Genomic DNA, 24,296 nt, shown 5'->3' on the forward strand with positions numbered 1-24,296 from the left:
TGGCCCCGGGGGTCAGAACTGGTTCAGTGGCAGCTTCAGGTAGTGGGTGCCGTTGTCTTCCGCGGGCGGGAAATGGCCGGCCCGCATGTTGATTTGGATCGAGGGCAGAATCAGCGCGGGCATTCCGAGAGTGGCGTCCCGCTTTTCGCGCATCTGGACAAACGCCTCCTCACTGACGCCCTCGTGAATATGAATGTTGTGCCGTTTCTGCTCGCCGACGCTGGTTTCCCATTGGTGAGCCTCGCGCCCTTCGGGCAGGTAGTCGTGACAGAGGAACAGCGTTGTATCGTCATCAAGGGCGTAAAGCTTTTGTACGGAACGGTATAAGGTTCGAGCGTCTCCCCCGGGAAAATCCGCTCGGGCGGTGCCGTAATCGGGCATGAAGAGGGTGTCCCCCACGAATGCCGCCTTCTCCACCACGTAGGTCAGGCAGGCGGGCGTGTGGCCGGGCGTATGGAGGACGTGGGCCGTCAAGTCACCAATCTGGAACTGGTCCCCTTCCTCAAAGAGTTGGTCGAACTGTTTGCCGTCCCGGGAGAACTCCGGGCCAATGTTGAAGATCCGACCAAATGTCGTCTGCACCGTCCGAATGTGGGCACCGATGCCGACCTTGCCGCCCAGCGCGTCGCGGATATAGGGGGCGGCCGACACGTGATCAGCGTGCACGTGGGTCTCCAGTACCCAAGCGCAGCGTAACTGTTCCTGCCGCACATAGTGGATGATCCGGTCGGCCGACGCGGTATCGGTGCGCGCGGCGGCGGCATCGTAATCCAGCACCGAGTCGATGACCGCGCAGGCACGGGTGGTGGGGTCGGATACAACATAACTGACGGTGTTGGTGGCATCGTCAAAAAAGGCTTTCACTGTTGGTTGCATGATGCTCTCCTTCGGGCCTTTGGGGGGCCATGCGGCCCATCGTGGATACGCCGTCGCGGGAAGAGACCGCGGCACGTTGACAACGTATCAGTACATTCGTATATTCGCAAGTATGAATATACTGGGTGTGCCGTTGCTGGTGCACCCGCTTTGTGTGCATGGGAGTGAACCTGATGTTGCAGGAGCTGCTGGTCATCATCTCGGGTAGTCTGGTCGGGTTCCTGCTCGGCATGCTCGGGGGTGGGGGCTCGATTCTGGCCGTACCCTTGCTTTTGTATGTCGTAGGCATGGCGGATGTTCACAAGGCGATTGGCACGTCCGCCGCCGCGGTGGCGATAAGCGCGGGCATGAACCTGATGATTCACGCCCGCTCGCACACCGTGAAGTGGCCTTGCGCCGTTGTGTTCGCGATTTTCGGGGTGGTCGGCGCCGCGGCGGGGTCAACTCTGGGCAAATGGACGCAGCCGGCGTTGTTGCTGGGCTTGTTTGGCGTTTTAATGGTGGGCGTCGGTGGGCTGATGCTTTTGGGTAAAGCGAACGGTCATAATCCGGACGTTCGCCTGACTCGGGCGTCTGCTCACTGGCTGCTACCCCGCCTGGCCATTGGGGGACTGGTGGTAGGGTTCCTGGCCGGTTTTTTTGGTATCGGCGGAGGCTTTTTGATTGTCCCCGGGTTAGTGGCTTCCACTGCCATGCCTCTGATCAATGCTATTGGCTCCTCTCTGATCTCCGTCTCCTCCTTTGGTATTACCACCGCCGCGAATTACGCGATCGAGGGCCTGGTGAACTGGCGCTACGTTCTGCTCTTTTCTGTGGGTAGTCTGGTGGGCGGGTTCCTCGGGGCCTGGGTTAGCCGTCACCTGGCGGTTCGCCGCCGCCTGTTGAGCGTTCTCTTTGCGGTCTTTGTCATGATGGCGGGGGTGGGGGTTATCTGGAGCGCCGTATAAAGGGATAACGGCGAGTGTGATCGCGAGGCGGCTCATCGGGGCCAAGAAAAAACCCGAACCACACTGGGTGGTCCGGGTTAAGGTTTCAAATGATGTCTGTTTGTATCGAATCAGTCCCGGGTCTGGGTGCGGGTCACGTCGGTGCTGATCTCGGCCACTACGCGGCGGTTCAGTTCGCGGCCTTCGACCGTATCGTTGGTCGCTGTGGGACGCTCCTCGCCGTAGCCTACGGCTTCAACACGATCGGCAGAGAGTCCGAAGCGGTTGATCAGTACCTGGCGAACCGACTCGGCGCGGCGCTGTGACAGGTCCTGGTTGTAGGCGGCCGCACCGGTGTTGTCGGTATGGCCTTCCACGGTGACCTGGGTCCGGTCGAACTGGTTCATGAAGTCCGCGACCTTCTTGATCTCCGACATATAGGCTTCGCGTACTTCGGCGCTATTGGTGGCGAACTCCACCCGCATCTCGATGGAGACGTTTTCGCTCAGCTCAATGGGGCAGCCGGTGCTGTCCACCTTGTACTGGCGGGCGGTGCCGGGGCACTGATCTTTGGAGTCGACCACGCCGTCCCGATCGCTGTCGCGCTCGCAGCCGCGGCTGTCGACGTTGGCACCGCGGGCCGTGTTCGGGCAGTTGTCCCGCTCGTTGATGACGCCATCATTGTCGCTGTCCAGTGGTTGACGCGGCTCCGGGGTGGGCTCCGGCTGCGCTGCTCTTTCACCGCTGTAGCCGAACAGGAAGCTCAGGCCGGTGCTGAATGCGACGTCAGTGTATTCGTAGTCAATGCTGTTCATCGCGCGCACGTCGGTGCGCCACAATACACGTTTCGTTAGTTCATATTTGATGCCAACACCGGCGTTGATCAGCGTGTCTTCTCCGTCGCTGCCGGTGTATACGGGGCTGTCGATCATTTGCTGGCCCGCGCCGAAAGCGAGGTAGGGGCGGGCCCTTTCGCCCAGGTCGGCGAGATGGTACAGCGCATCCAGCCGGTACTGTTCGCCGTCGACTTCGAACCCAGCGCCTTCCTCACGATTGGCTTCGAACTGGGTACCCATGAGTTCAATGCCCCAGCGGTCAGAGAGGTTCATGCCCAGACCGAGGTTGTAGTGGGCGGTGTCCTCCAGCGTATTACCGAACAACGAGCGTCCGATGCCGCCGTGCAGTTCGAACATGGGTCCTTTTTCCTGGGCGCTGACGATGGGGGATAGCGCAAGGGTCAATGCAGCGAGGGAAGCTCCGAGTTTCAAGGCCATTGTGACTCTCCTGATATTTCCGTGGCGAATGTAAGCATAGTGTAGACAATCTCGGTCCGGTTGTTGTTCCGGCGTTGTCATTTCCAGACTCTAATCGTGATGGTTGTCGTCTGAATTTCAAGGGGGACTCTCTTGAAGTCCGCCCCGTTTACGTTGCCAGCGTGATATCAGATCAATGCATCGGACTTGTCCCCTCCAAAATTGTGTGGCACTTAAACACTCAAATATTTTTGAACCAGTTCATCGCTGAGCTCCGATATGGCGCCGGAGGCCTGGTTGTGGCCCTTCTCCATGATGAAAAAGTCATCCGCGACTTTCCGGGCGAACGGCAACTTCTGCTCCACCAGCAACACCGTCAACCCCAACTCCTTATTCAATTTTCGGATCACGTTTCCGATGTCCCGCACAATGTTCGGTTGAATCCCCTCGGTTGGCTCATCCAGCAGCAGTACCTTCGGGTCCAACACCAACGCCCGGCCAATTGCCAGCTGCTGCTGTTGGCCGCCGGACAAATCACCGCCCCGTCGGTGGCGCATATCCAGCAAAACCGGAAACAACTCGTAAATATGATCCGGAACTCGGGTCACTTTATCGCTGCGGGCACCGAGGGAAATTTTCAGGTTTTCCTCGACCGTCAGCTGCGGAAAAATTTCCCGTCCCTGGGGCACGTAGCCGATACCGGCGCGAGCGCGCGCCTCGGTAGAAAGCTTGCTGATATCTCGCCCGTTGAGTTTGATCTGGCCTTCCTTGATCGGCAGCATGCCGGTAATGCATTTGAGCAGCGTGGTTTTCCCCACGCCGTTGCGGCCGAGAAGGCAGCCGCAGGTGCCCTCACGCACCTCCAGGGACAAATCCCAAAGAATGTGGCTCTGGCCGTAAAACTGGTTCACATGGTCAATGGTCAGCACGCTTACTCTCCCAAATACACTTCAATCACTTTCGGGTTATTTTGAACCTGGTCCATGGTACCTTCGGCCAGGACCGATCCCTGATGCAGGACCGTGACCTGCCGGGCGATGGAGCGCACGAACGCCATATCGTGCTCCACAACAATCACCGAATGTTTGCCGGCCAGTGAGGTAAGCAGCTCCGCCGTGCGTTCGGTTTCCTCGCCGGTCATTCCCGCCACCGGTTCGTCGACGAGCAACACCCGGGGGCTTTGCATCAGCAGCATGCCGATTTCCAGCCATTGCTTCTGGCCGTGAGAGAGCAGGCCGGCGGGCCGGTACAGCTCGGGCTTCAAACCGATCTGCTCCACCACTGAACCGATGCGATCTTTCTGTTCACCGGAAAGTGAGCGCGTCAACGTGAACCACACCCGCTTGTCGGCGCTGGTGGCAAGCTCCAGATTTTCGTAGACCGAGAGGTGCTCGAAAATTGTCGGCTTCTGAAACTTTCGACCAATACCGCCTCGAGCGATCTGGTGTTCGGACAATCCCAGCAGGTCGATCTGTTGTCCAAAATAGACGCTGCCTTCATCGGGGCGGGTTTTTCCGGTGATCACGTCCATCATGGTGGTTTTGCCCGCGCCGTTCGGGCCGATAATGCAACGCAACTCGCCATCGTCAACGTAGAGGTTCAGATTGTTGAGCGCTTTAAAGCCGTCAAAGCTGACGGTGACGCCCTCTACATAAAGAATGGGGCCGTGGCTGGTATCCAGCGGTTTGCCAAAGTTCGGGTCGCGAACCGGCAGCGCCCGCTGGCTGAATTGGTGAGCTTGCTTGATCAGGTTCACAGGGCCTCCTTGGATTCGGTGCTCTCTTCGCTGTTGTCGCTTTCGGTTTTCTTTTCACGCTTGAGCTTGTCGAACAGCCCGACCAAGCCCTGAGGCAGGATCAAGGTGACGATCACAAACAATGCGCCCAGCACAAACAGCCAGCTCTCGGGCGACCAGGTGGTAAAGAGGGTCTTGGCATAGTTCACCGAGAAGGCGCCGACAATCGCGCCAAACAGCGTGCCTCGCCCGCCGGCGGCGACCCAGACCACAAACTCAATGGAGTTCAGTGGAGAAAATTCGCCGGGGTTGATGATACCCACCTGAGGCACGTAGAGAGCGCCGGCAATGCCCGCCAGCATGGAAGAGAATACGAACAACCACAACTTGTAAGATTCGACCTTGTAGCCGCAAAAACGGGTGCGACTTTCCGCATCGCGAATGGAGACGATCACCCGCCCCATCCGGGACGTCACGATATACCGACAGGCCAGGTAGCCGAGAATCAACATCAGCGCGGAGGCGACGAATAATGAAATTCGGGTGCCCTTGGCCGTGATGGAAAACCCGAGAATGTCTTTGAAGTCGGTCAGGCCGTTGTTGCCGCCGAAGCCCATTTCGTTGCGGAAGAAAGCGAGCATCAGCGCGTAGGTCAGGGCCTGGGTAATAATGGCAAAGTACACGCCGGTCACCCGGGAGCGAAATGCCAGCCAACCAAATACCAATGCCAGCAGGCCGGGCACCAGAAGCACCATCAATGCCGCGAACCAGAACATATCAAAGCCCTGCCAATACCAGGGCAGGCTGTCCCAGTTGAGGAATACCATAAAATCCGGCAGAACCGGGTGGCCGTATTCGCCTCTGTCGCCAATCTGGCGCATCAGGTACATGCCCATGGCGTAGCCGCCCAACGCGAAAAAGGCGCCGTGGCCCAAGGACAGGATGCCAGCGTAACCCCAGATCAGATCTACCGACAGTGCCAGCAATGCAAAGCAGAGAAATTTGCCCAGCAGGGTCACGGTGTAGGTGGAGACATGGAAAGCAGAATCGCTGGGAACCAGCAGGTTACACACCGGGACCACAATGGCCATCAGAACAATCAGCCCCAGCACAATCATGCCGCCCCGGTCACTCAGTAATAAACGTTGTGTCAACATAAATAGCTCTCGCTCGTTCGTTGGGGCCTGTTATTCGGCCGCACGTCCTTTTTGGGGAAACAGTCCCTTGGGGCGTTTCTGGATAAACAGAATCAACATGACCAGAACCAGTACTTTGGCCAGTACCGCGCCCGCCCAGGGCTCCATGAACTTGTTGATGACACCCAGGCCCATGGCGCCCACCAGGGTGCCCCACAGGTTGCCGACACCGCCGAAAACCACGACCATGAACGAGTCGATGATGTAGGCCTGGCCCAGGTTGGGCCCGACGTTAGTCAGCTGCGACAGCGCCACCCCGGCCACGCCGGCAATACCGGAGCCCAGGCCGAAGGTCATGGCATCCACCCAGCTGGCACGCACACCGACCGCACGCGCCATTGAGCGGTTCTGGGACACCGCCCGAACCTTCAGGCCGAGAGAGGTGCGTTTGAGAATGGCCATCAATAGGAAAAACACAATCAGGCCGAAGGCGAGAATGTAGAGTCGGTTCAGTGTTAGCGACAGCGCCGGGTTCAACTGCAGCGAGCCGCTCATCCATACCGGCAGCTCCACGCTGCGGTTGAGCGGCGAGAAAATGGTGCGCGCTGCTTGCTGAAGAATCAGGCTCAGGCCAAAGGTGGCGAGCAGTGTCTCCAGGGGGCGACCGTAGAGGAAACGAATAACACCGCGCTCAATAGCAATGCCCACCAGTCCGGATACCAGAAAGGCGGCGGGAACCGCCATGGCCAGGCTCCAGGCAATCTGGTCGGGGAACAGCTGCTGAATCACCCAGGTGGTATAGGCACCAATCATCATCAGCTCGCCGTGGGCCATATTGATCACACCCATCACCCCAAAGGTGATGGCCAGTCCGATGGCGGCGAGCAGCAGGACCGAGCCGAGACTCAGTCCGAAGAAAATGCTTTCAACGAGTTTGTAAAATTCAAGTTTGGTCTGGATGGACTCCAGCGCTTCCGCGGCCGCTTCCTGTACGGCGGGTACCGGGTCGTAATCACGCAGACGACGCAGTTCATTGCGGGTCTCGCCCACCAGGGAGCCGCGCAGCGACTTGATGGCGGACAGGCGCACTCGCTCGTTGTCACTCTGCAGGTCGTACAGCGCCAGTGCGCTTTCAATCGTTTCGTTGACCAGACGGGCGTCTTCGACCTCGCCCCGGGCTTTCAGTAGCTCGACGTTGTTCTCGTCGATGCCCTCTTTGATCATCCGTTGAACCGCTTCGTAGCGGGTCTGGGTGTTCTCGGAATCGAGGTTCAGCCGCGCGAGGATGTTGCGAATCTGGGTTCGCATCCGCGTGGTGACCGGAATTCGTTTGGTGTCGATGTCGGTGCCCAGGCTTTCCCCCGTCAGGGCATTCTCCAGGCTGCCGTCGGCACGTTCAATCAGTATGCGGTTTTCATCCTCATCATCGCTGTAAAGGTTTCCTTCCAGCAAGGCGGACAGAATGACGGGGACTCGGGGGTGAGCCACTTGGGTTAGGGCGTCGATGGCGTCGTCCCGTTTCATCAGGCTCGCCTGTGCGATGGCTCGCGCCTGTTCGGCCAGAGCCTCTTCATTCTGAGCGTAAGCCGTTGTGCACACGCACAGCAACAGTGGCAGTAGAAGACTCAGGAACAGTCGCCCGATATGGGTCCTTGGTTGACCAGTGGTATTCATAACGTCGTGCTCTTATTGCCAGAATTGGTGCACCGCCCGAAGAGACTCCGGGCGGTGGTTCTTCCTGTGGCCTGTCGTTCTGTTTTACTCGGCGGCTTCCGCGCCCAGGCACTCTTTGGTTTTGGTGTTGTAGTTACCGCAGTTGATCGGGTCGGTCCAGTCGGCGATCAGGTTCTTGCTACCTTCGAGGTAATCGGACCATGCATCACCGGGTACCAGGTCTTCGGTCTGCCAGACGGTCAGGAACTGGCCGTTGTCCTGGATCTCACCGATCAGTACCGGCTTTTCGATGTGGTGGTTGGGGAGCATTTCGCTGACGCCGCCGGTCAGGTTGGGAACCTTCACGCCGACCATGGCATCAATCACGGCGTCAGTGTCGGTGGTGCCGGCCTTCTCGACCGCCTTCACCCACATGTTGAAGCCAATGTAGTGCGCTTCCATCGGATCGTTGGTCACGCGCTTCTTGTTGCCGATGAATTCATGCCACTTTTTGATGAACGCTTCGTTCTGGTCGGTATCCACGCTCATGAAGTAGTTCCAGGCGGCCAGATGGCCTACCAGCGGCTTGGTGTCGATACCGGAAAGCTCTTCCTCACCGACAGAGAACGCCACCACCGGAATGTCTTCGGCCGATACGCCCTGGTTACCCAGTTCGCGGTAGAAGGGCACGTTGGCGTCACCGTTGATGGTGGAGACCACAGCGGTGGGTTTGCCTTGGCTGCCGAAGCGCTTGATCTCGGACACAATGTTCTGCCAGTCGGAATGGCCAAACGGGGTGTAGTTGATCATGATGTCTTCGTCGGCCACGCCATTGGCTTTCAGGTAGGCTTCCAGAATCTTGTTGGTGGTGCGGGGGTAAACATAGTCGGTGCCGGCCAGAACCCAGCGCTTGATGCCTACATCGTTCATCAGGTAGTTCACGGCGGGAATGGCTTGCTGGTTCGGCGCCGCACCGGTATAGAACACATTGCGAGAGGACTCCTCCCCTTCGTACTGCACCGGGTAGAACAGAATGCCGTTGAGCTCTTCAATCACCGGCAAAACGGATTTTCGGGACACCGAGGTCCAGCAACCGAAAATCGCATCGACGTTTTCCTGAGTGATCAGCTCCCGAGTCTTCTCGGCAAACAGCGGCCAGTCAGAGGCCGGATCCACCACGACGGGCTCGAGCTTCTTGCCCAGCAGGCCGCCTTTTTTGTTCTGCTCTTCGATGAGCATCAGCATGGTGTCTTTCAAGGTCGTTTCCGAAATGGCCATGGTGCCCGACAGAGAGTGCAACACACCGACTTTGATGGTGTCTTCCTCCTGGGCCTGAGCGGACATACCGGCAAGCGCCAGACTACAGGCGGCACCGAATGTCCCGATCTTCTTCATTAGTTGCGTTAGCTTCATGGGTCAATCTCCGTTGAGGTGGTCTTTAAAATGTGTACCGCGGGTTAACGTGGTGAATTAACCTCCTGTCAAATACGGCTAATTTCTTCTTCCTGAAATCGGTGGCCCGTCGCTGGCTCAGTCAAGCTGAACGCGGTGGGCTTTGGGTCTGCCTGGCCTCGTGCAGCATGTGCAGGGTGATTTTTCGAACTTCGGCCTGGCTTTCCTCAATGTGACTTTTCAGCAACAGCTGCGCCTGTTCAGCGCGTCGTTTTATGATGGTTCTCAGAATCTTGGCGTGCTCTTGGTAGGTGGCCTCAATTCTCGGACGTTGGGTGAAATCGATGCGGCGAATGATCCGGAGGCGCTCGGTAATGTTGTGATGAACTCTGGCCATCTCCTCGTTACCGCAGGCTTCTACCAGGTGTATATGAAAGCGCTCGTCGGCTTCGCGCACGGTGGGGCCATCGTCCTGGCGGTCACTGGCCGCCACCAGCCAGAAATTTTTCAAGGCATCCAGGTCGGGTTTTCCGTCCATTTCACACAGTTTGCGAACCGCGGCCTGCTCGAGAATGATGCGCAGCTCATAGAGTTGATCGAATTTATGAAAGTCGAATGGCTTGACCTGCCACCCGGCCCGAAACAGAACGTCGACGAAGCCTTCCCGCTGTAACAGGGTCAGCGCTTCGCGCACTGGAGTGCGGCTGGCGGACATCCGCTCGGCCACTTCTTTCTCGGTGAACCGGTCGCCGGGCAGGAGCGCAAAGTCGAAAATCTCCTGTTTCAACGCGCCGTACACACGTTCGGTCAAACTCATTCGTTCGGCTTTCTGGTTCACGAGCATTCCGCCTTGAATATCATCATGTATGCAAGATGGTATTCAGCAGGAACTGTGCCAAAGCGTGCCGATTGCCGCTTGGGTGGGCTAAGTGTCTGAAACGACGGGAACTTCTGAGTTCTATTCAAGGGTTGAGACGGAGGGGCAATAACGCCGGCGCACGATCGCATGCACTTTTATGAAGCGCGCAATACGTTATTTGCCTCATGTTTGTTCGCACTTTAGCGTCGCTGAATCCGGCTGGCCGGCGACGCCTGTCGCGTTATTGTTGATTAATGTGACAGGCGTTTAAAACGGTGATGCAGTCGCGCTTTCCCCTGTGACCTGTGACCGCGTTAGCGGGCGCCATCTTTGATATGGTCCGCCCAGATAAGAACCAGGGAATACAAGGCTATGACCATCAAGCGCGCGCTCATTGTTGACGACTCCAAAACCGCTCAGCACCGGCTGAAACGAATGCTCAAGAAGTACGACCTCGATATCGTCGCGGTCGACTCTGCCGAGTCAGCTTTGAGCTACTTATCCAGCAGCGTGCCGGATGTGGTATTCATGGATCACCTCATGCCGGGTATGGACGGTTTCCGGGCGCTTCAGATCATCAAATCCCATCCTGCCACCGCCACGATTCCGGTGATCATGTACACCTCCAAAAGCGGCGATGTGTACACCAGCCAGGCGCGTGCCCTCGGCGCGCTGGATGTGGTCAGCAAAGACACCATCAATGCCTCGGATCTTCGCGACGTTCTGAAAGCGATTCACATTTATCCGCTCGAGGACGATTCGTCACAGAGTTCCAAGGCGGCTCCACCGAAACCCGTTCCAGCACCTGAGGCCGCCCCTCTGGCGACGCTGTCGGAAAGGCCCACCGAAGAGCGGCGCCAGCACGATCGTCGCCAGGGCACGCTTTCCACCGAGCTGCGCTTGCGCGACCTGGAACACAGCATTGATGACAGCCGCCGTATTATTACCTCGCGCCTGGTGCGTGAGGTGCAGGGCGTACGGCATGAGGTGCGCAAGGTGCTCACCGACATGACGGAGATGAAAAACCGCGTCGAAGCGGAGCGCGAGCCCCGTTATGACGAACCGCCACCGGCCCCGGAACCGGCGCGCCGACTCTGGCCCACGGCGTTGGTATTGGTGCTCGCCGGCGTGGTGTGTGTGGGGCTTTGGCAAATCAACCAGCGTATCGATCAGATGGCCCGCGAGCAGGCCGAGGGTGTCCGCCGGCTTGCCGAGCAACTGCCGCCCACCGATACTGTGGCCATGACCCCGGCCGCACAGTTGGCGGAACCGGAACAGGCTGAGTCTGACAACCTCTCGAATCAATATCTGCCGGACTTGTCCTGGGCGCTGAACCAGAGCAGTGTCCAGCCGTTTCACAAGGACATCGTCTCTCCCGAGTTGCAAGGGCGGCTGCGGGAGCTGGTGGCCCGTCTGGACAGTCGGCATTTTCAGGGCCGGGTCAGGTTGAGCGTCATGGGTGGGGACTTCTGCATCGTCACCAACATGAGCGGAGAAGCACAGTTGCCGGCCGACAGCACCCAGTTGGGTGGCTGCATCTTGATGAGCGAATTCCACGGCGCGGAGCCGACGGAGTTGATGGCGGAGCGGCTGGGGCCGATCATGCGCGAAGCCGCCATGCTCAGTCAGGGCCAGATTCAAGTGTCGATTCAGCCCATGGTCGATTCCTTTCAGAGTTATCCGCCTATGACGCCCACCACCAATGCCGGCGACTGGAATCAGGCCGCCCAGGCAAACAATCGGGTGCTGGTCAGTGTGGAACCGGAACAGCCGAAAACCGCCCAGTCGGAATAACAGGGCGGTTCTTCAACCGCCCGTTCGTTTTTATTCCTCCAGAACCAGCAGGATGTCGCCGGCATTGACCGGCTTGCCGGGTGAGCAATGCACAGCGCTGACTTTGGCTTTGCGATCGGCGTAGACGGAAAACTCCATCTTCATCGCTTCGACAATCAATAGCGGCTGGTCCGGCTCCACTTCCTGACCCGGCTCCACCAGCAGCTTCCAGATATTGCCGCTGATATCGGCGGTGACCGCATGGCCGTCCACCTCGTTCGGGTCCACAGCCGGCCCGGCCTGCAGCGCCGCCTCTACCTGCTTTTCTTCGTCCGCCTGCCAGAGTGCCACCTCTTCGGTAAAGGCCACCTGTTGCTTTTCCTGGAACGCCGCAATGCTCTCGGCGTTCTCTGCCAGGAAGCGTTCGTGTTCGGCGATGTCGAAATACGACTCCTCGATATCGATGTCCAGTCGCCCCTCGCGGAAGGCCTCGCGCATCTCTGTGAGCTTTTCTTCACTGACGGGGTAATAGCGCACCTGGTCGAAGAAACGCAACAGCCAGGGCTCGCCGTTGATAAACATGTTGCTCTTGAGAAACTTGTTCCAGATCGGCAGGGTGCGCCCGACCAACTGATAACCACCGGGGGAATCCATCCCATAAATACACATGTAGACGCCGCCAATGCCGACGGTGCCTTCGGCCGTGTAGGTGCGGGCCGGATTGTATTTTGAAGTCAACAAGCGGTGGCGAGGGTCCACCGGCACGGCGCAGGGCGCGCTCAGATAGACGTCCCCCAGACCGAGTACCAGATAGCTCGCGTTGAACAGCACATCGCGCACTTGGTCGATGGATTCCAGGCCGTTGATGCGCCGCATAAACTCGGTGTTGCTCGGCAACCAGGGGGCGGTGTCGCGTACCGATTGCCGATACTTGGCGACGGCCTCAAGCGTGGCGGAATCTTCAAAGGCCATGGGCAGGTGAATAACGCGGCTTGGAACCCGCATCTGGTCCACGGGCGGTAGTCTTTCTTCAATGGCCAGCAGCTGTTTGACCAGATCGCGCTGGTGCAAGACCCGACTGTCGTAATTCACCTGCAAGGAGCGAACGCCGGGAGACAATTCGATGATGCCCTCGATCGGTTTTGCCTTGAGCGCCTCCATCATGGCGTGCACCCGCAAGCGGAAGCGCAGGTCCATCCGCAGTGGGCCGTATTCCATCAGAATGTATTTGTCCCCCGCCTGGCGGTAGACCACTTCCGGGCGGCCCTCGGCTTCGGGCAATGCCGCCAGAATACAGGGGGACAGATCGTGTTCCCGCTCGGGAATCGTGAACTTACCGATAGGCTCCGGGGAGGCCAGTTGGGCGATCGCTTTATCCTGAGCGGTTTCCAGGGCGAGCGCTTCGTCAAAGCTCAGCTGTTTGAACCGCAGCTTGTCTCCGGGTTTCACTTGGCCGACTTTCCACAGCTCGGCTTTGACAATGGTGACCGGGCAAACGAAGCCGCCCAGGCTGGGGCCGTCTTTGGTGAGAATCACCGGCATGTCGCCCGTGAAGTTGATCGAGCCCACGGCGTACTCGGTGTCGTGAATATTGGACGGGTGCAGGCCGGCCTCGCCGCCGTCGCTGCGGGTCCAACTGGGCTTGGGGCCGTTCAGGCGAATGCCCAGCCGGTTGGAGTTGTAGTGCACCTCCCAGGCGGTATTGAAAAACATGTCGATGGACTCTTCCTTGAAAAAGTCCGGTGCCCCATGGGGGCCGTAGAGCACACCGATTTCCCATTCTCGCGGCCCCTCGGCGGCTTCTCCAGCGTAGTCGGGAATCAGCGCGGTGGGGCAGGGTTCGGGTGAGTGGGTGGGCGCCGGTGTTTCGCAGGCGGCCAGCTCGGGGTCGCTCACTCGCAGCATATCCGCCGCACGCAAAACGCGCCCGCCATGACCGCCGAACTGACCCAGGGCAAAGGTCGAACGGCTGCCCAAATACTCCGGCACGTCAAAGCCGTTGCGCACGGCCAAGTAGGTCCGGCAACCGTTCACGGACTTACCCACCTCGAGCACCTGCCCGGCCTTCACGCCCACCGGTTGCCAGAACTCGATGGCCTCCCCATCAACGGTGGCCGGAGAGCGGCCGCCGGTCAGGGCGATGACTGCATCGGTATGGAATTTCAGCTTGGGACCGACGATGGTGAACTCCAGCCCCGCCGCCTGCTCGTGGTTACCCACAATGCGGTTGGCCAACCGAAAGGCGTAGTCATCCATGGGGCCGGAAGGCGGAACGCCGATGCCCCAGTAGCCCACTCGGCCGGGATAATCCTGAATGCTGGTGTAGGTACCCGGCTGCATGACTTCCACCACCGGGGGGCGATACTCGAAACTTGCCAGTTTGTTGGTGGCCACGTCCCCGCTGGCGAAAAAGTCGGACGCCACGATCTGGCGAAGGTAATCCAGATTGGTGGCGATGCCGGCCATGCGCGTGCTGTTGAGCGCAGTGATCATGTTGGCGATGGCGTCGGCCCGGTCTTTACCTTTGACGATGATCTTGGCGATCATCGGGTCGTAGTGGGGGGAGACATCGGTGCCGGTGGACACCCAGGTATCGATCCGCGCGTTCTCGGGGAACTGCACGTCGGTCAGTGTTCCGGGGGACGGTTGGAAGTCCCGCACCGCATCCTCGGCGTAGACCCGCACTTCGATGGCAGCGCCTTCGGGCTTGATGGTCCGGTCCAGATCCGGCGCTTCGCCAGCGGCGGTCAGAATCATCCACTCGACCAGATCCACGCCGGTGCAGGCTTCGGTAATGGGGTGTTCCACCTGGAGGCGGGTGTTGACCTCAAGGAAATAAAAGTCATCGCGCGCCGGGTCGTAAATGTATTCGATGGTGCCGGCGGATCGGTACTTCACCGCCTCGCCCAGGCTGACTGAAGCTGCCAGCAGTTTGTCCCGTGTGGCGGCGGGCAGTTTGGGCGCGGGGGTTTCTTCTACAACTTTCTGGTTACGTCTCTGCAGGGAGCAGTCCCGCTCGCCCAGCGCCAGAACCTTCCCCTTGCCGTCGCCAAAAATCTGGACTTCCACATGGCGGGCGTTGTCGACAAAGCGCTCGAGAAACACGCCGCTGTCACTGAAAAAGTTTTGCCCGAGGCGCTTGACGCTTTCAAACGCCTCCACCAGAGCGGCTTCGTCGTCACAGCGGGTCAGGCCGATGCCGCCACCGCCGGCGGTGCTTTTGAGCATCACCGGGTAGCCGATTTTTGTGGCGGCGGTTTTGGCCTCGTCCAAGGAGTCGAGCAGTCCGGTGCCGGGCGTCAATGGCACGCCCGCCTTTTCGGCAATTTCACGCGACGTGTGCTTCAGACCGAACTCGCGAATCTGTTGCGGCGTGGGCCCGCAAAAGGCGATGCCGGCGGCTTCGCACTGTTCACAGAACTCGGCATTTTCGGACAGAAAGCCATAGCCGGGAATGATCGCCTGGGCGCCGGTTTCTTTGGCGGCGGCGAGAATTTTATCCACCTTCAGGTAGCTGTCAGCGGCGCTTTCTCCGCCGAGGGCGATGGCGATATCCGCCGCATCCACATGGGCACTGTTGCGGTCGGCATCGGAGTAAACCGCCACCGACGTAATGCCCATGCTCTTGAGCGTTTTGGCAATGCGTACCGCAATTTCCCCGCGGTTGGCGATTAGGACGGTCTGTAACATGTTCGGTCTCCGTGTCGGTCGTCGGAAAAATCTCGTCGGTCGTTCAGGTTCCGGGTGGCTTGCTAGCGCTGGGCCATATAGGCGCGCCAGCCGCCCAGTTCGGTAATGTCGTCAGCGCCTTCGGTGGCGATGGTTTCGCAGATGAAGCCTTTCACCTCGCGCCCGTCTTTGAGCGTCAGAGTGCCAATGCCCAGGGGCGAGGGGATCAATGCGACGAAGGAGCCAAACTGATCCACGGGAATATCCCAAAGCTCCACAATAAGCTCGCCGCCACTTTTGGCTTTCACCAGGCCGGGTTTGGGGGGAGTGGTGTTGGGCAGTGCATACAAACGATAGTGGGAGGCGGTCACCGTGCTCTCTACAAAGCGAGCGCTGCGCTCGGTGAGTTGATAATTCAGCGGCATGCCACTCAAGTGCGCGCCCACGACGGCAAGGCGCACGTGGCCGGCCGGGGGCTCGTCGCTCGCGGCGGGCTCGGGCAGGGAAAGATCGGTGGCGCCGCGCTTCCAGGGGTAGGCGCTCTGCCAGCGCCGGCCGAAATCGGCCAGGGCACCGTCCTGCCAGGCGGGCCCGATCAGAGTAATGCCAAAGGGCAGGCCGTCACCGCGAAGACCAGCGGGCAGTGCCAGGGCGCTGCAGTCGGCCAGGTTGACGAAGTTGGTCCAGGTGCCCAGCTGGCTGTTGATACGCACCGGGTCGGCCTGTACCTGCTCAATGCTCGGCAGACGCGGCGCGGTGGGCACCAGCAAGGCGTGGACTTCAGTCATCGCGGTTTGAATGGTACGGGCGAGTTCAGCGCGTTGATATTCCGCCCGGTAGGCATCGGTGGCGCTGAATTTGGAGGCCTGCTCGATAATGCCGCGCACCACCGGGTTCATCGACTCAGCGTGTTCGGCCATGAACTCCGCAATGGCGGCATGGCGCTCGGCCACCCAGGGCCCCCCGTAGAGCAGCTGGGCGAGGGTCTGCATGGGGGTGAAGTCCATGGGTACCAGCTCGACGCCTTCGGCCTCCAGTCGCTTGAGGGCCTTCTCCCAGGCCTGTTCGGCGGCGTGATCGCCAAACCAGTCGTGCTTGTCCGGAATGCCGAAGCGAAGGGCCTTGGGCCAGTAGCGGGTCGGGCGGGGTTGGGCACGGGAATAGCCATCCGCCGGGTCAAAACCGTCCATGAGGGTAGCGACGGTCTCGGCGTCCTCCACGCTCAGGGCAAAAATCGAGACACAGTCCAGGCTTCGACAGGCCGGTACCACGCCCTTGATACTGAAGCGGCCCTTGGTGGGCTTGAGCCCGACCAGGTTGTTGAAACCGGCGGGCACCCGGCCCGAACCGGCGGTGTCGGTGCCCAGGCTGAAGGGCACCAGCCCCCGTGCGACCGCCACCGCTGAGCCGGAGCTGGAGCCCCCCGAGACATAGGCCGGGTCAAAGCTGTTGGGCACCGCCCCATAGGGAGAGCGGGTGCCGACCAGGCCGGTGGCGAACTGATCCAGGTTGGTCTTGGCGATGACAATGGCGCCCGCGGCCCTGAGCTTTGCCACCGTGGTGGCGTCTTCTTCGGGCGTATAGCGAAACGCGGGGCAGGCGGCGGTGGTGGGCACGCCGGCCATATCAATGTTGTCCTTGATCACGAACGGCACCCCGTACAGGGGTTGCTCCTGAGGAGAGGTCAGCGCCTGAATCTGAGCGTCCACCTCGGCTTCGGTGAGGATATAGATCCACGCCGGGTCGTCGTCGGTGAGTTGCCCGCGCAGAGCGTGCAGGGTAGCGGTCGGGTCCAGGGCCTCGTCGCGGTAGGCCTTTTGCCAATCGCTCAGGGTCCAGCCGGTTTGTGGCGTCATTGCGGCTCCTAAAAAATACTATCTTGTATGCAAGACGGTATTCAGCAGGAACTGTGCCAGCGCTCGACGCTGGTCGCTCGGGGGTGAGAAAGCCTTGTAAAAACAGGGCGTTAGGTCCTTTCCTTGGCGAGAGGGTAAAGCGGAAAACGGTGGAGTTGGCGGATCGGGTGCGCTCCGTTTGGGCAGGGCCGCCTTCGGATGGGCAATGCTGGTGCAAAAATCGGTGAGAGAGTCGGGGTCGACAGCGGCGTGCGATAGGGACAGAAGGCGTTCGCTCACGACGAGGGTGCTCCCGATCGGGGGCGGATTCACCTCACGGGTAGTTTTTCAACCACCGGCTAGGTTACATTGCAGAAACTTTACCAAAAGGTCGACGAGGAAGAGCCAATGGCAATGAATTGGGAGCAACTGTTGTGCGCGCATCGGCTTGGACGACGGCCGGCGAAAAGTGAAGAGGGGCGTTCTCCGTTTTACTCCGATCACGACAAAATAGTTTTCTCCGGGGCTTTTAGACGACTGGCCCGCAAAACCCAGGTGCACCCGTTGGCTGCTAACGACCATGTGCACAATCGCCTGACCCATAGCCTTGAAGTGGCCTGCGTCGGCCGAACGCTCGGGATGCGGGTGGGCAACGCCCTGCAGGCCAGGGGCGAGTTGCCCCAGCCGCTGGTGCCGACCGATATTGGCGACATTGTGCAGTCCAGTTGCCTCGCCCACGATATTGGCAATCCGCCGTTCGGACATACCGGTGAAGAAGCCATTCGCAACTGGTTTCAAAAGGAAGGCCGGGTCTACCTCAAGGATTTGAGTGAAGCCGAGCGCGACGATGTCCGGTTGTTTGAGGGCAACGCTCAGAGCCTTCGGGTACTGACCACCCTCGAATACTACCAATACGAAGAGGGCATGCGCCTGACCTACGCCACGCTGGCTTCTTCCATCAAATACCCCTGGACCGCCACACCCAGTGTTCAGAATCAGCGACCCAAAAATAATAAGTACGGCGTGTTTCAGACCGAGCTCGATTACTTTCATGAGATCGCCCGCGAAACCGGCCTGCTGCCCGTGGGCGAGAACTGGTACTGTCGCCATCCGCTGGTCTACCTGATGGAGGCCGCCGACGATTTTTGCTACGGCATTCTGGACCTGGAGGATGGTCTGGAAATGGGCATTCTCGCCTGGCCGGAAATTTACGAGATTCTGCGCAAGGTGATTCAACCGGCCCAGATTCCCGAACTGGAACGCAATCTGGCCCGAGTCGATGATGGCCGTAAGCCCGCGATTTTGCGGGGCAAAGTGATCGAGGCGCTGATCGACTCGGGTACTGACGCGTTTATGCGACACCGGTCGGACTTTCTCGCCGGGCGCGTTGAGGGCGACTTGATTTCTCTGTGCGATGACAATGTCCGCGAGGCGGTGCAGGGGGCAAAAGATCTCGCCAAGCAGCGTATTTTCAACCACGCCAAGCGCGTCGAGCTGGAAATCGGGGCTTACAATACCATCGGCACTCTGCTTGGTACCCTGTGTGGTGCGGTTGATGCGTTGTTGGGCGACCCCGAGCGGGCGACCTACAAAGACGACCGGGTGCTGGCCTTGATCGGCGACAACAACTTTCACCCCTCCGTTTTTGCCAAAACCGGTCGCTACAAATACCAGGCCCTGATGGCGGTGATCGACTACATCAGCGGCATGACCGACAATTACGCCACCAACCTGGCGAAACAGTTCAATGGCATGGGCGAGGTGCGTTACTGAATGAGCCAGGCCTTTGTTTTGCGCTGGCATACTCGCGATGTGTTGTTGCTGCTGGTACTGCTGGCCTCACCCTTGTTTTTTATTGGCGGTCCTGATTGGTTGGCGCCCCCGGTGATACGGGAACTTTGGAGTCAGGGGCACTGGCTGTTCTTTGCCTGCCTGTTCTTCTGGTGGCAGGCGCGCTGGACGCTGACACATCCACGACAGTGGTTGTTGGCGACCCTCGCCGTGCTGCTCGTCAGTGCCTTGATCGAAGGGGCGCAGACGCTGGTAGGGCGTCAGGCCGGGTGGAACGACGTACTGTGCAATGTCACCGGCACGTGGCTCGGTCTGTTCTGGGGCCAGCGGGCCGAGCGCCGAGTCTGGCTCGGGCGCGTGATCGCGGTGGGCTTGGTGCTCTGGCAGGTGAAAGTGGTGCTCGCGGTCGGATTGGCGCAATGGCATCAGCAGCATCAGTTCCCGGTGCTGGGCGATTTTGAAAGCCGCTGGGATATGCCGTTTTGGGAAGGGCGGGTCGAGCGGGTTCCGGCACCCGTCGCCGAGGGTCGCTACAGCCTGGCATTTGAGGTGGGCGGTGACAATACTGCTTCACGTTACTCGGGCGTGCATCTCAAGCAACTGCCCGGAGACTGGCGAGGCTATCAGGCATTGGCCCTGTCACTGTATAACCCGGTCGAATCTCCCCTTGCCATGACGCTTCGCATTAATGACACCCAGCACGACCGGGGGGAGGGGGCGTTCAGTGATCGTTACAACGGGCGCCTTCAGCTTGAGCCGGGCTGGAACCACTACCGCATCGACCTCCAGACCGTTGAGCAGGCACCCGAGCAGCGCGATATGAATCTCGCGAGCGTTGAACGTTTGCTACTCTTCGCCACAGACATTGAGCAAAGTCGTTGGCTTTACCTTGATAACCTGCGGCTCGAGCGCTAGCTCACCGTGATAGCACCGCGGGTGGCACTCAAAGAAAAAGGGAACACGGAATTATGAGCCGGGAACAACTACTGATTCTCACCATTCTCGCCGCCAGTATTGGGCTATTCCTGTGGGGCCGTTGGCGGCACGACATGGTGGCGCTGGCGGCGTTGCTCGCCTGCGTCTTTACCGGCCTGATTCCGGGCAACGAAGCCTTTGTCGGCTTTGGCCACGGCGCGGTGGTCACGGTGGCCTGTGTGCTGATTCTGAGCCGCGGCCTCCAGACCACTGGCGCCATCGATGTGATGGCACAAAAGCTGTTGCCGCAAAAGGCCGGCCTTGGCGTCGGTATCGCGGCCCTGACCGCCCTGGGAGCGGTGCTCTCCGCCTTTATGAACAACGTCGGGGCCCTGGCACTGCTGATGCCGGTGGCGCTGCAGCTCGCCCGTAAGCAGGAAGTGGCTCCGGGTAAAGTGCTGATGCCCCTGGCCTTCGGCACCATCCTGGGGGGTATGACCACGCTGATCGGTACCCCGCCCAACCTGATCGTCTCCAGCTTTCGCGCCGACCTGGGCGAGGGCCCCTTTCGCATGTTTGACTACACCCCCGTCGGTGCCCTGGTCGCCCTCAGCGGCGTGGTGTTCATTACGTTGGTCGGCTGGCGTCTGGTGCCCAAGCGGGAACCGGCGGGGGCAGACAGTTTCGATACCGGCAGTTATCTGACCGAAGTCCGGGTCACGGAAAAGAACAAGATCGTGGGCAAGCGGCTGTCCGAGGCCGAGGCGCTGCTCAATGAGGACGAAGCGCAAATCGTCGGGCTGGTGCGCAATGACCTGCGCGTCCAGGCGCCGCACCCGGGCCGGGTTCTGCGCGAGGGGGATATCCTCGTGCTGGAGGCCGAGCCTGAAGCCCTCTCCTCGGTGCTGTCGGGGCTCGGCCTGGCGCTGGAAGAGAATGTGGAGGCTGAGGAAGTCGCCGAAGAAGAGAAAGCGGTCCAGGAAAGGTCTCCCGATGAGGAGAAACCGGAGAAAGAAAAACCGGAAAAGGATGAAAGTGACATCACCCTGCAGGAATGGGTGGCATTGCCTGATTCCACGCTCCTCGGTCGCAGCGCCAGCGATATTCAGCTGCGCAGTCGCTTTGGTATCAACCTGCTTGCCGTTTCCCGCCAGGGACAGCGTTCGGTCAAACGGCTGCGCTCCATCCGGGTGCGGGCGGGCGATGTGCTGTTGTTGCAAGGCGGGAGTGACGCCATTAATGCCTTTGGGCGAGCCTTTGGCTGCATTCCCCTGGCTGAGCGCTCCATTGGGGTGCCGGATAAAGGCAAGGCCGCTCTGGCGGTGGGCATCATGGCGCTGGCCATTCTCGCGGCCGCCCTGGGGCTTGTGCCGGCGGCCGTGTCCTTTGCGGCGGGGGTGCTCGCGTTTATGGCCACTGGCGTGGTGCCTCTTCGCTCCGTCTACCAGGCCGTAGACTGGCCGGTGATCGTGCTGCTGGGGGCGATGATCCCGGTGGCCGGGGTAATGGCCAGCACCGGTGCGGCCGATCTCGTGGCGCGGCAGATGCTGGAGAATGTGGCTCAGGGCAACCCCGTGGCGGCGGTGGTGATCGTGATGGTGATCACCATGACCCTCTCCGATTTTATGAACAACGCCGCCACGGCGGCGGTCATGTGTCAGATCGCGATCAGCAGTGCCGCCGTGCTGGGGGTGAACCCGGACACATTGCTGATGGCGGTGGCTATCGGGGCCTCCTGCTCCTTTCTGACGCCCATAGGCCATCAGAACAACACTCTGATCCTGGGGCCGGGTGGCTTCCGCTTTGGCGACTACTGGCGTCTCGGGCTGCCCATGGAGATCATTGTGGTGCTGGTGGGCACGCCGTTATTGCTGTGGGTCTGGCCCCTCTGAGGGGGTCCGGTTGGTGAATCGGCCCCATTTCCGTCATACTGTCGGTCCGTTTTGCTGAAAAACCAACTTCATGACCGCATGTAATGGGGAGAAGAGTACCGCTCGCGCGGGCTCCTCGCTGCTGACACGCCGTTTTCACCGCAGTGCCGCGCCGGCTACCGCCGAAACGGGGCGCACCTTTCTGGATATCCGTCGCCGTTTTCAGTTTCGCTCCATTACGCTGGGGCGCTGGGTCTCCGACGCGGAGAAGCAGCGCGCCGCTGACCTGTTTTACGGCGCCCTGTGTGATTTGATGGCTATACTGGAAGGACCGGAAACGCTGATTTCCCTGCGTGGTTCCCTGGCGCTGCAATACGGCAAGGGTGGGCAACGGGGCGTCGCGGCGCATTATGAGCCTGCTACCCACACCTTCGCCCTGGCAAAGAATGCGGGGCCGGGCAGTATCGCCCACGAATGGTTTCACGCCTTTGATCATTACATTTGTGAAAAGGCGTTTTGCGCCGGCAGGGGCTTCGGCTCCAAGGCTTGGCTGGCCAACGCCGAGGCGTTGAGTCATCCGCTGAACGAGCGCTTGCGTAATTGTTACCAAGCCGTGTTATTGAATGAACAGGGCACCCGGCCAAGCGAATTGTTCGAACAGTCCGCCGCGCAGGACAAACGCCTTGGGACGGTTTACTACGCCCTGCCCGAAGAGCTTTGCGCCCGCGCGTTCGAAGCGTTTGTGCAGGACGCGCCGATCAAAAATTCGTTTCTGGTGCAGGGCACCCGACAGTCTGAAGAAGCGCAGCTTGGCTTGTACCCGAGCGGCACTCAGCGCGAGCGTATTAACGCCGCCTTTACCGATTACTTTACCCACCTTGGGCGTGCGCTTTACGCGCCCGCCTGAAGGGACAACAGGAGATTGACTTGTGAGCAAAGAGAAAGAAACCAATGAGAGCTTGAAGGCCCTGAAAGACCGCTATGTAGCGGCCGGGGCGGCCAGCCCCAACAACCAGTTTGCCGATCACGCCGAAAATTCGGAACTCTGGGATGCCGATGGCAAGCGCATGATCGATTTCGCCGGCGGTATCGGCGTGTTGAATATCGGTCATCGCCATCCCAAGGTGGTGGCAGCGGTGAAAGCGCAGCTGGATAAGCTGATGCATACCTGCCAGACCGTTATGCCGTATGAAGGTTACGTGAAAGTGGCCGAAGCGATCAGCAAGGTGGCGCCCGTGCGCGGCCATGCCAAAGTGATGCTGGCCAACTCCGGCGCGGAAGCGGTTGAGAACGCACTGAAAATTGCCCGCGCCGCCACCGGCCGCACCAACGTGATCTGTTTCGACGGTGGCTACCACGGCCGTACCTTCATGACCATGGCCATGAATGGCAAGGTCAACCCCTACCAGGGCGATTTCGGCCCCATGCCCGGTATGGTATTCCGCGCTCCGTTCCCCGTGCCTTATCATGGCATGAGTGAAGAGCAGGCACTGCGCGGCCTGGAAATGACCCTGAAAACCGATTCCAACCCCAAAGACACCGCCGCCATCTTTATCGAGCCGGTGCTGGGCGAAGGCGGTTTTTACGCGGCCTCCCCGAGCTTTCTCAAAGCGGTGCGCGAGATCTGTGACGAGCACGGCATTCTGATGATTGTGGATGAAGTGCAGAGCGGTTTCGGCCGCACCGGGAAAATGTTCGCCATTGAGCACAGCGGCGTTGAGCCGGACATGATGACCATGGCCAAGAGCATGGCCGATGGTATGCCGATCTCGGCCGTGGTCGGCACCGACAAACACATGGACAGCTCAGGCCCCAACTCCCTGGGTGGCACCTACACCGGCAGCCCGGTCGCCTGTGCGGCGGTTCTGGCCGTGATGGATGTGTTTAAAGAAGAAGACATTCTGGGAATGAGCCAGCGCCTGGGTGAGAAGCTGGCGAAGCGTTTCGCTAAATGGCAGGAACAGTTTGAGTTCGTGGACAATGGCCGCAACCTGGGTGCCATGGCCGCGTTCGAGCTGGTCACTGACAAGAAGGGCCGCGAGCCGCGGCCCGATCTGGCGGCGGCTATTCTCAAAAAGAGTAAGGAGAAAGGCCTGATTCTGCTCAGCTGCGGCATGCACGGCAACTCCATCCGCTTCCTGATGCCCGTCACCATTCAGGACGAGGTCCTCGAAGAAGGGCTGAATATTGTGGAAGAGGCGCTCTCCGAGCTGGCCTGATTCCGCTGCATCGCCGCGCCCCATGGGGCGCGGCGTTTCCCTTCATTGATCCCCCCGCTCAATCCAGAATAAAACCCCACTGACGCGCTTTCATCACCGCCTGTGTCCGGCTCCCCCATCCAAACAGTCCCGGTAAATCGGAAAGTTGCTCCCCGCTTCTCGCTGGAGAGATATTAAACCGAGTGGCTATTTCTCTGTTGGGTCAGGTCCGTGCGGGTGCTCTCTGGGAGCGTTTATTTTCTTTTAAAAACAAACACTTAAGATCGGCTACATTTGGCTACATTTTGAGCGTTGTGGATTGTCGGCGGGAGTGCGACACTATCGCCGCGATGCGTTGCTGGTTTGGCGCGTAATTCAAAATTTATAACAATGAAAACTCCCGGGATGGTGTTC

The 24,296-nt window shown here is 59.8% G+C and carries 17 protein-coding genes and 1 pseudogene; 8 read left to right on the top strand and 10 right to left on the bottom strand.

The window, feature by feature from the left end; genetic code table 11:
* Nucleotides 1-12 precede the first annotated feature (12 nt).
* Nucleotides 13-876, bottom strand: coding sequence for an MBL fold metallo-hydrolase (locus G547_RS0102685; RefSeq protein ID WP_036186480.1), 864 nt, complete (start codon nucleotides 874-876; stop codon nucleotides 13-15).
* 173 nt (nucleotides 877-1,049) lie between these two features.
* On the opposite strand from G547_RS0102685, the gene G547_RS0102690 reads away from it, so the two are divergent.
* Entirely contained in the window at nucleotides 1,050-1,823 is a 774-nt protein-coding gene (locus tag G547_RS0102690; RefSeq protein WP_027328510.1) for a sulfite exporter TauE/SafE family protein, read from the top strand.
* A gap of 110 nt (nucleotides 1,824-1,933) precedes the next feature.
* Here G547_RS0102690 and G547_RS19855 read toward each other — a convergent pair whose 3' ends face one another.
* The 7 genes from G547_RS19855 to G547_RS0102725 form a co-directional block, all read right to left on the bottom strand.
* Nucleotides 1,934-3,076, bottom strand: coding sequence for an OmpA family protein (locus G547_RS19855; protein WP_051234665.1), 1,143 nt, complete (start codon nucleotides 3,074-3,076; stop codon nucleotides 1,934-1,936).
* 212 nt (nucleotides 3,077-3,288) lie between these two features.
* The gene (urtE, locus tag G547_RS0102700; protein WP_027328512.1) at nucleotides 3,289-3,984 is read right to left on the bottom strand and encodes an urea ABC transporter ATP-binding subunit UrtE; all 696 of its coding nucleotides are present in this window, start codon (nucleotides 3,982-3,984) and stop codon (nucleotides 3,289-3,291) included.
* Nucleotides 3,985-3,986: 2 nt separating this feature from the next.
* The gene (gene urtD / locus G547_RS0102705; RefSeq protein ID WP_051234716.1) at nucleotides 3,987-4,769 is read right to left on the bottom strand and encodes an urea ABC transporter ATP-binding protein UrtD; all 783 of its coding nucleotides are present in this window, start codon (nucleotides 4,767-4,769) and stop codon (nucleotides 3,987-3,989) included.
* 38 nt (nucleotides 4,770-4,807) lie between these two features.
* Nucleotides 4,808-5,947, bottom strand: a complete 1,140-nt coding sequence (gene urtC, locus G547_RS0102710) for an urea ABC transporter permease subunit UrtC (RefSeq protein WP_027328514.1) — start codon at nucleotides 5,945-5,947, stop codon at nucleotides 4,808-4,810.
* Nucleotides 5,948-5,977: 30 nt separating this feature from the next.
* Nucleotides 5,978-7,600, bottom strand: coding sequence for an urea ABC transporter permease subunit UrtB (gene urtB / locus G547_RS0102715; RefSeq protein WP_051234668.1), 1,623 nt, complete (start codon nucleotides 7,598-7,600; stop codon nucleotides 5,978-5,980).
* Nucleotides 7,601-7,684: 84 nt separating this feature from the next.
* Nucleotides 7,685-8,992, bottom strand: coding sequence for an urea ABC transporter substrate-binding protein (gene urtA, locus G547_RS0102720; RefSeq protein ID WP_027328516.1), 1,308 nt, complete (start codon nucleotides 8,990-8,992; stop codon nucleotides 7,685-7,687).
* Nucleotides 8,993-9,113: 121 nt separating this feature from the next.
* On the bottom strand, nucleotides 9,114-9,809 hold the full coding sequence (locus tag G547_RS0102725; RefSeq protein ID WP_245573313.1) for a GntR family transcriptional regulator: 696 nt from the start codon (nucleotides 9,807-9,809) through the stop codon (nucleotides 9,114-9,116).
* A gap of 393 nt (nucleotides 9,810-10,202) precedes the next feature.
* Here G547_RS0102725 and G547_RS0102730 point away from each other — a divergent pair, with 393 nt between their 5' ends.
* A complete protein-coding gene (locus G547_RS0102730) occupies nucleotides 10,203-11,624 on the top strand; it encodes a response regulator (protein WP_027328518.1) in 1,422 nt (473 codons plus the stop codon).
* Nucleotides 11,625-11,654: 30 nt separating this feature from the next.
* Here G547_RS0102730 and uca read toward each other — a convergent pair whose 3' ends face one another.
* Nucleotides 11,655-15,293 carry an urea carboxylase gene (gene uca, locus G547_RS0102735; RefSeq protein ID WP_027328519.1) on the bottom strand — a complete coding sequence of 1,213 codons (3,639 nt, stop codon included), beginning with the start codon at nucleotides 15,291-15,293 and terminating at the stop codon, nucleotides 11,655-11,657.
* 62 nt (nucleotides 15,294-15,355) lie between these two features.
* On the bottom strand, nucleotides 15,356-17,128 hold the full coding sequence (atzF, locus tag G547_RS0102740; protein WP_027328520.1) for an allophanate hydrolase: 1,773 nt from the start codon (nucleotides 17,126-17,128) through the stop codon (nucleotides 15,356-15,358).
* 387 nt (nucleotides 17,129-17,515) lie between these two features.
* On the opposite strand from atzF, the gene G547_RS0102745 reads away from it, so the two are divergent.
* From G547_RS0102745 to gabT, 6 genes and pseudogenes are all read left to right on the top strand, one after another.
* Nucleotides 17,516-18,880, top strand: coding sequence for a deoxyguanosinetriphosphate triphosphohydrolase (locus tag G547_RS0102745; protein ID WP_211224478.1), 1,365 nt, complete (start codon nucleotides 17,516-17,518; stop codon nucleotides 18,878-18,880).
* Nucleotides 18,881-19,813: a VanZ family protein gene (locus G547_RS22460; RefSeq protein WP_051234670.1), complete on the top strand. Its 933-nt coding sequence runs from the start codon at nucleotides 18,881-18,883 to the stop codon at nucleotides 19,811-19,813.
* Nucleotides 19,814-19,854: 41 nt separating this feature from the next.
* Nucleotides 19,855-20,706 (top strand): annotated as a pseudogene (locus G547_RS23920) (SLC13 family permease); the annotation flags it as partial.
* Between the two features lie 165 nt (nucleotides 20,707-20,871).
* Complete coding sequence (locus G547_RS23925) at nucleotides 20,872-21,705, top strand: SLC13 family permease (protein WP_342664677.1); 834 nt, start codon at nucleotides 20,872-20,874, stop codon at nucleotides 21,703-21,705.
* A 70-nt stretch (nucleotides 21,706-21,775) separates the two neighbouring features.
* Entirely contained in the window at nucleotides 21,776-22,591 is an 816-nt protein-coding gene (locus tag G547_RS19865; RefSeq protein WP_169449419.1) for a CLCA_X family protein, read from the top strand.
* A 22-nt stretch (nucleotides 22,592-22,613) separates the two neighbouring features.
* A complete protein-coding gene (gene gabT, locus G547_RS0102770; protein ID WP_036186491.1) occupies nucleotides 22,614-23,903 on the top strand; it encodes a 4-aminobutyrate--2-oxoglutarate transaminase in 1,290 nt (429 codons plus the stop codon).
* The last annotated feature ends 393 nt before the right edge of the window (nucleotides 23,904-24,296 follow it).

The sequence above is a fragment of the Marinimicrobium agarilyticum DSM 16975 genome (assembly GCF_000423345.1).
GTDB lineage: Bacteria > Pseudomonadota > Gammaproteobacteria > Pseudomonadales > Cellvibrionaceae > Marinimicrobium > Marinimicrobium agarilyticum.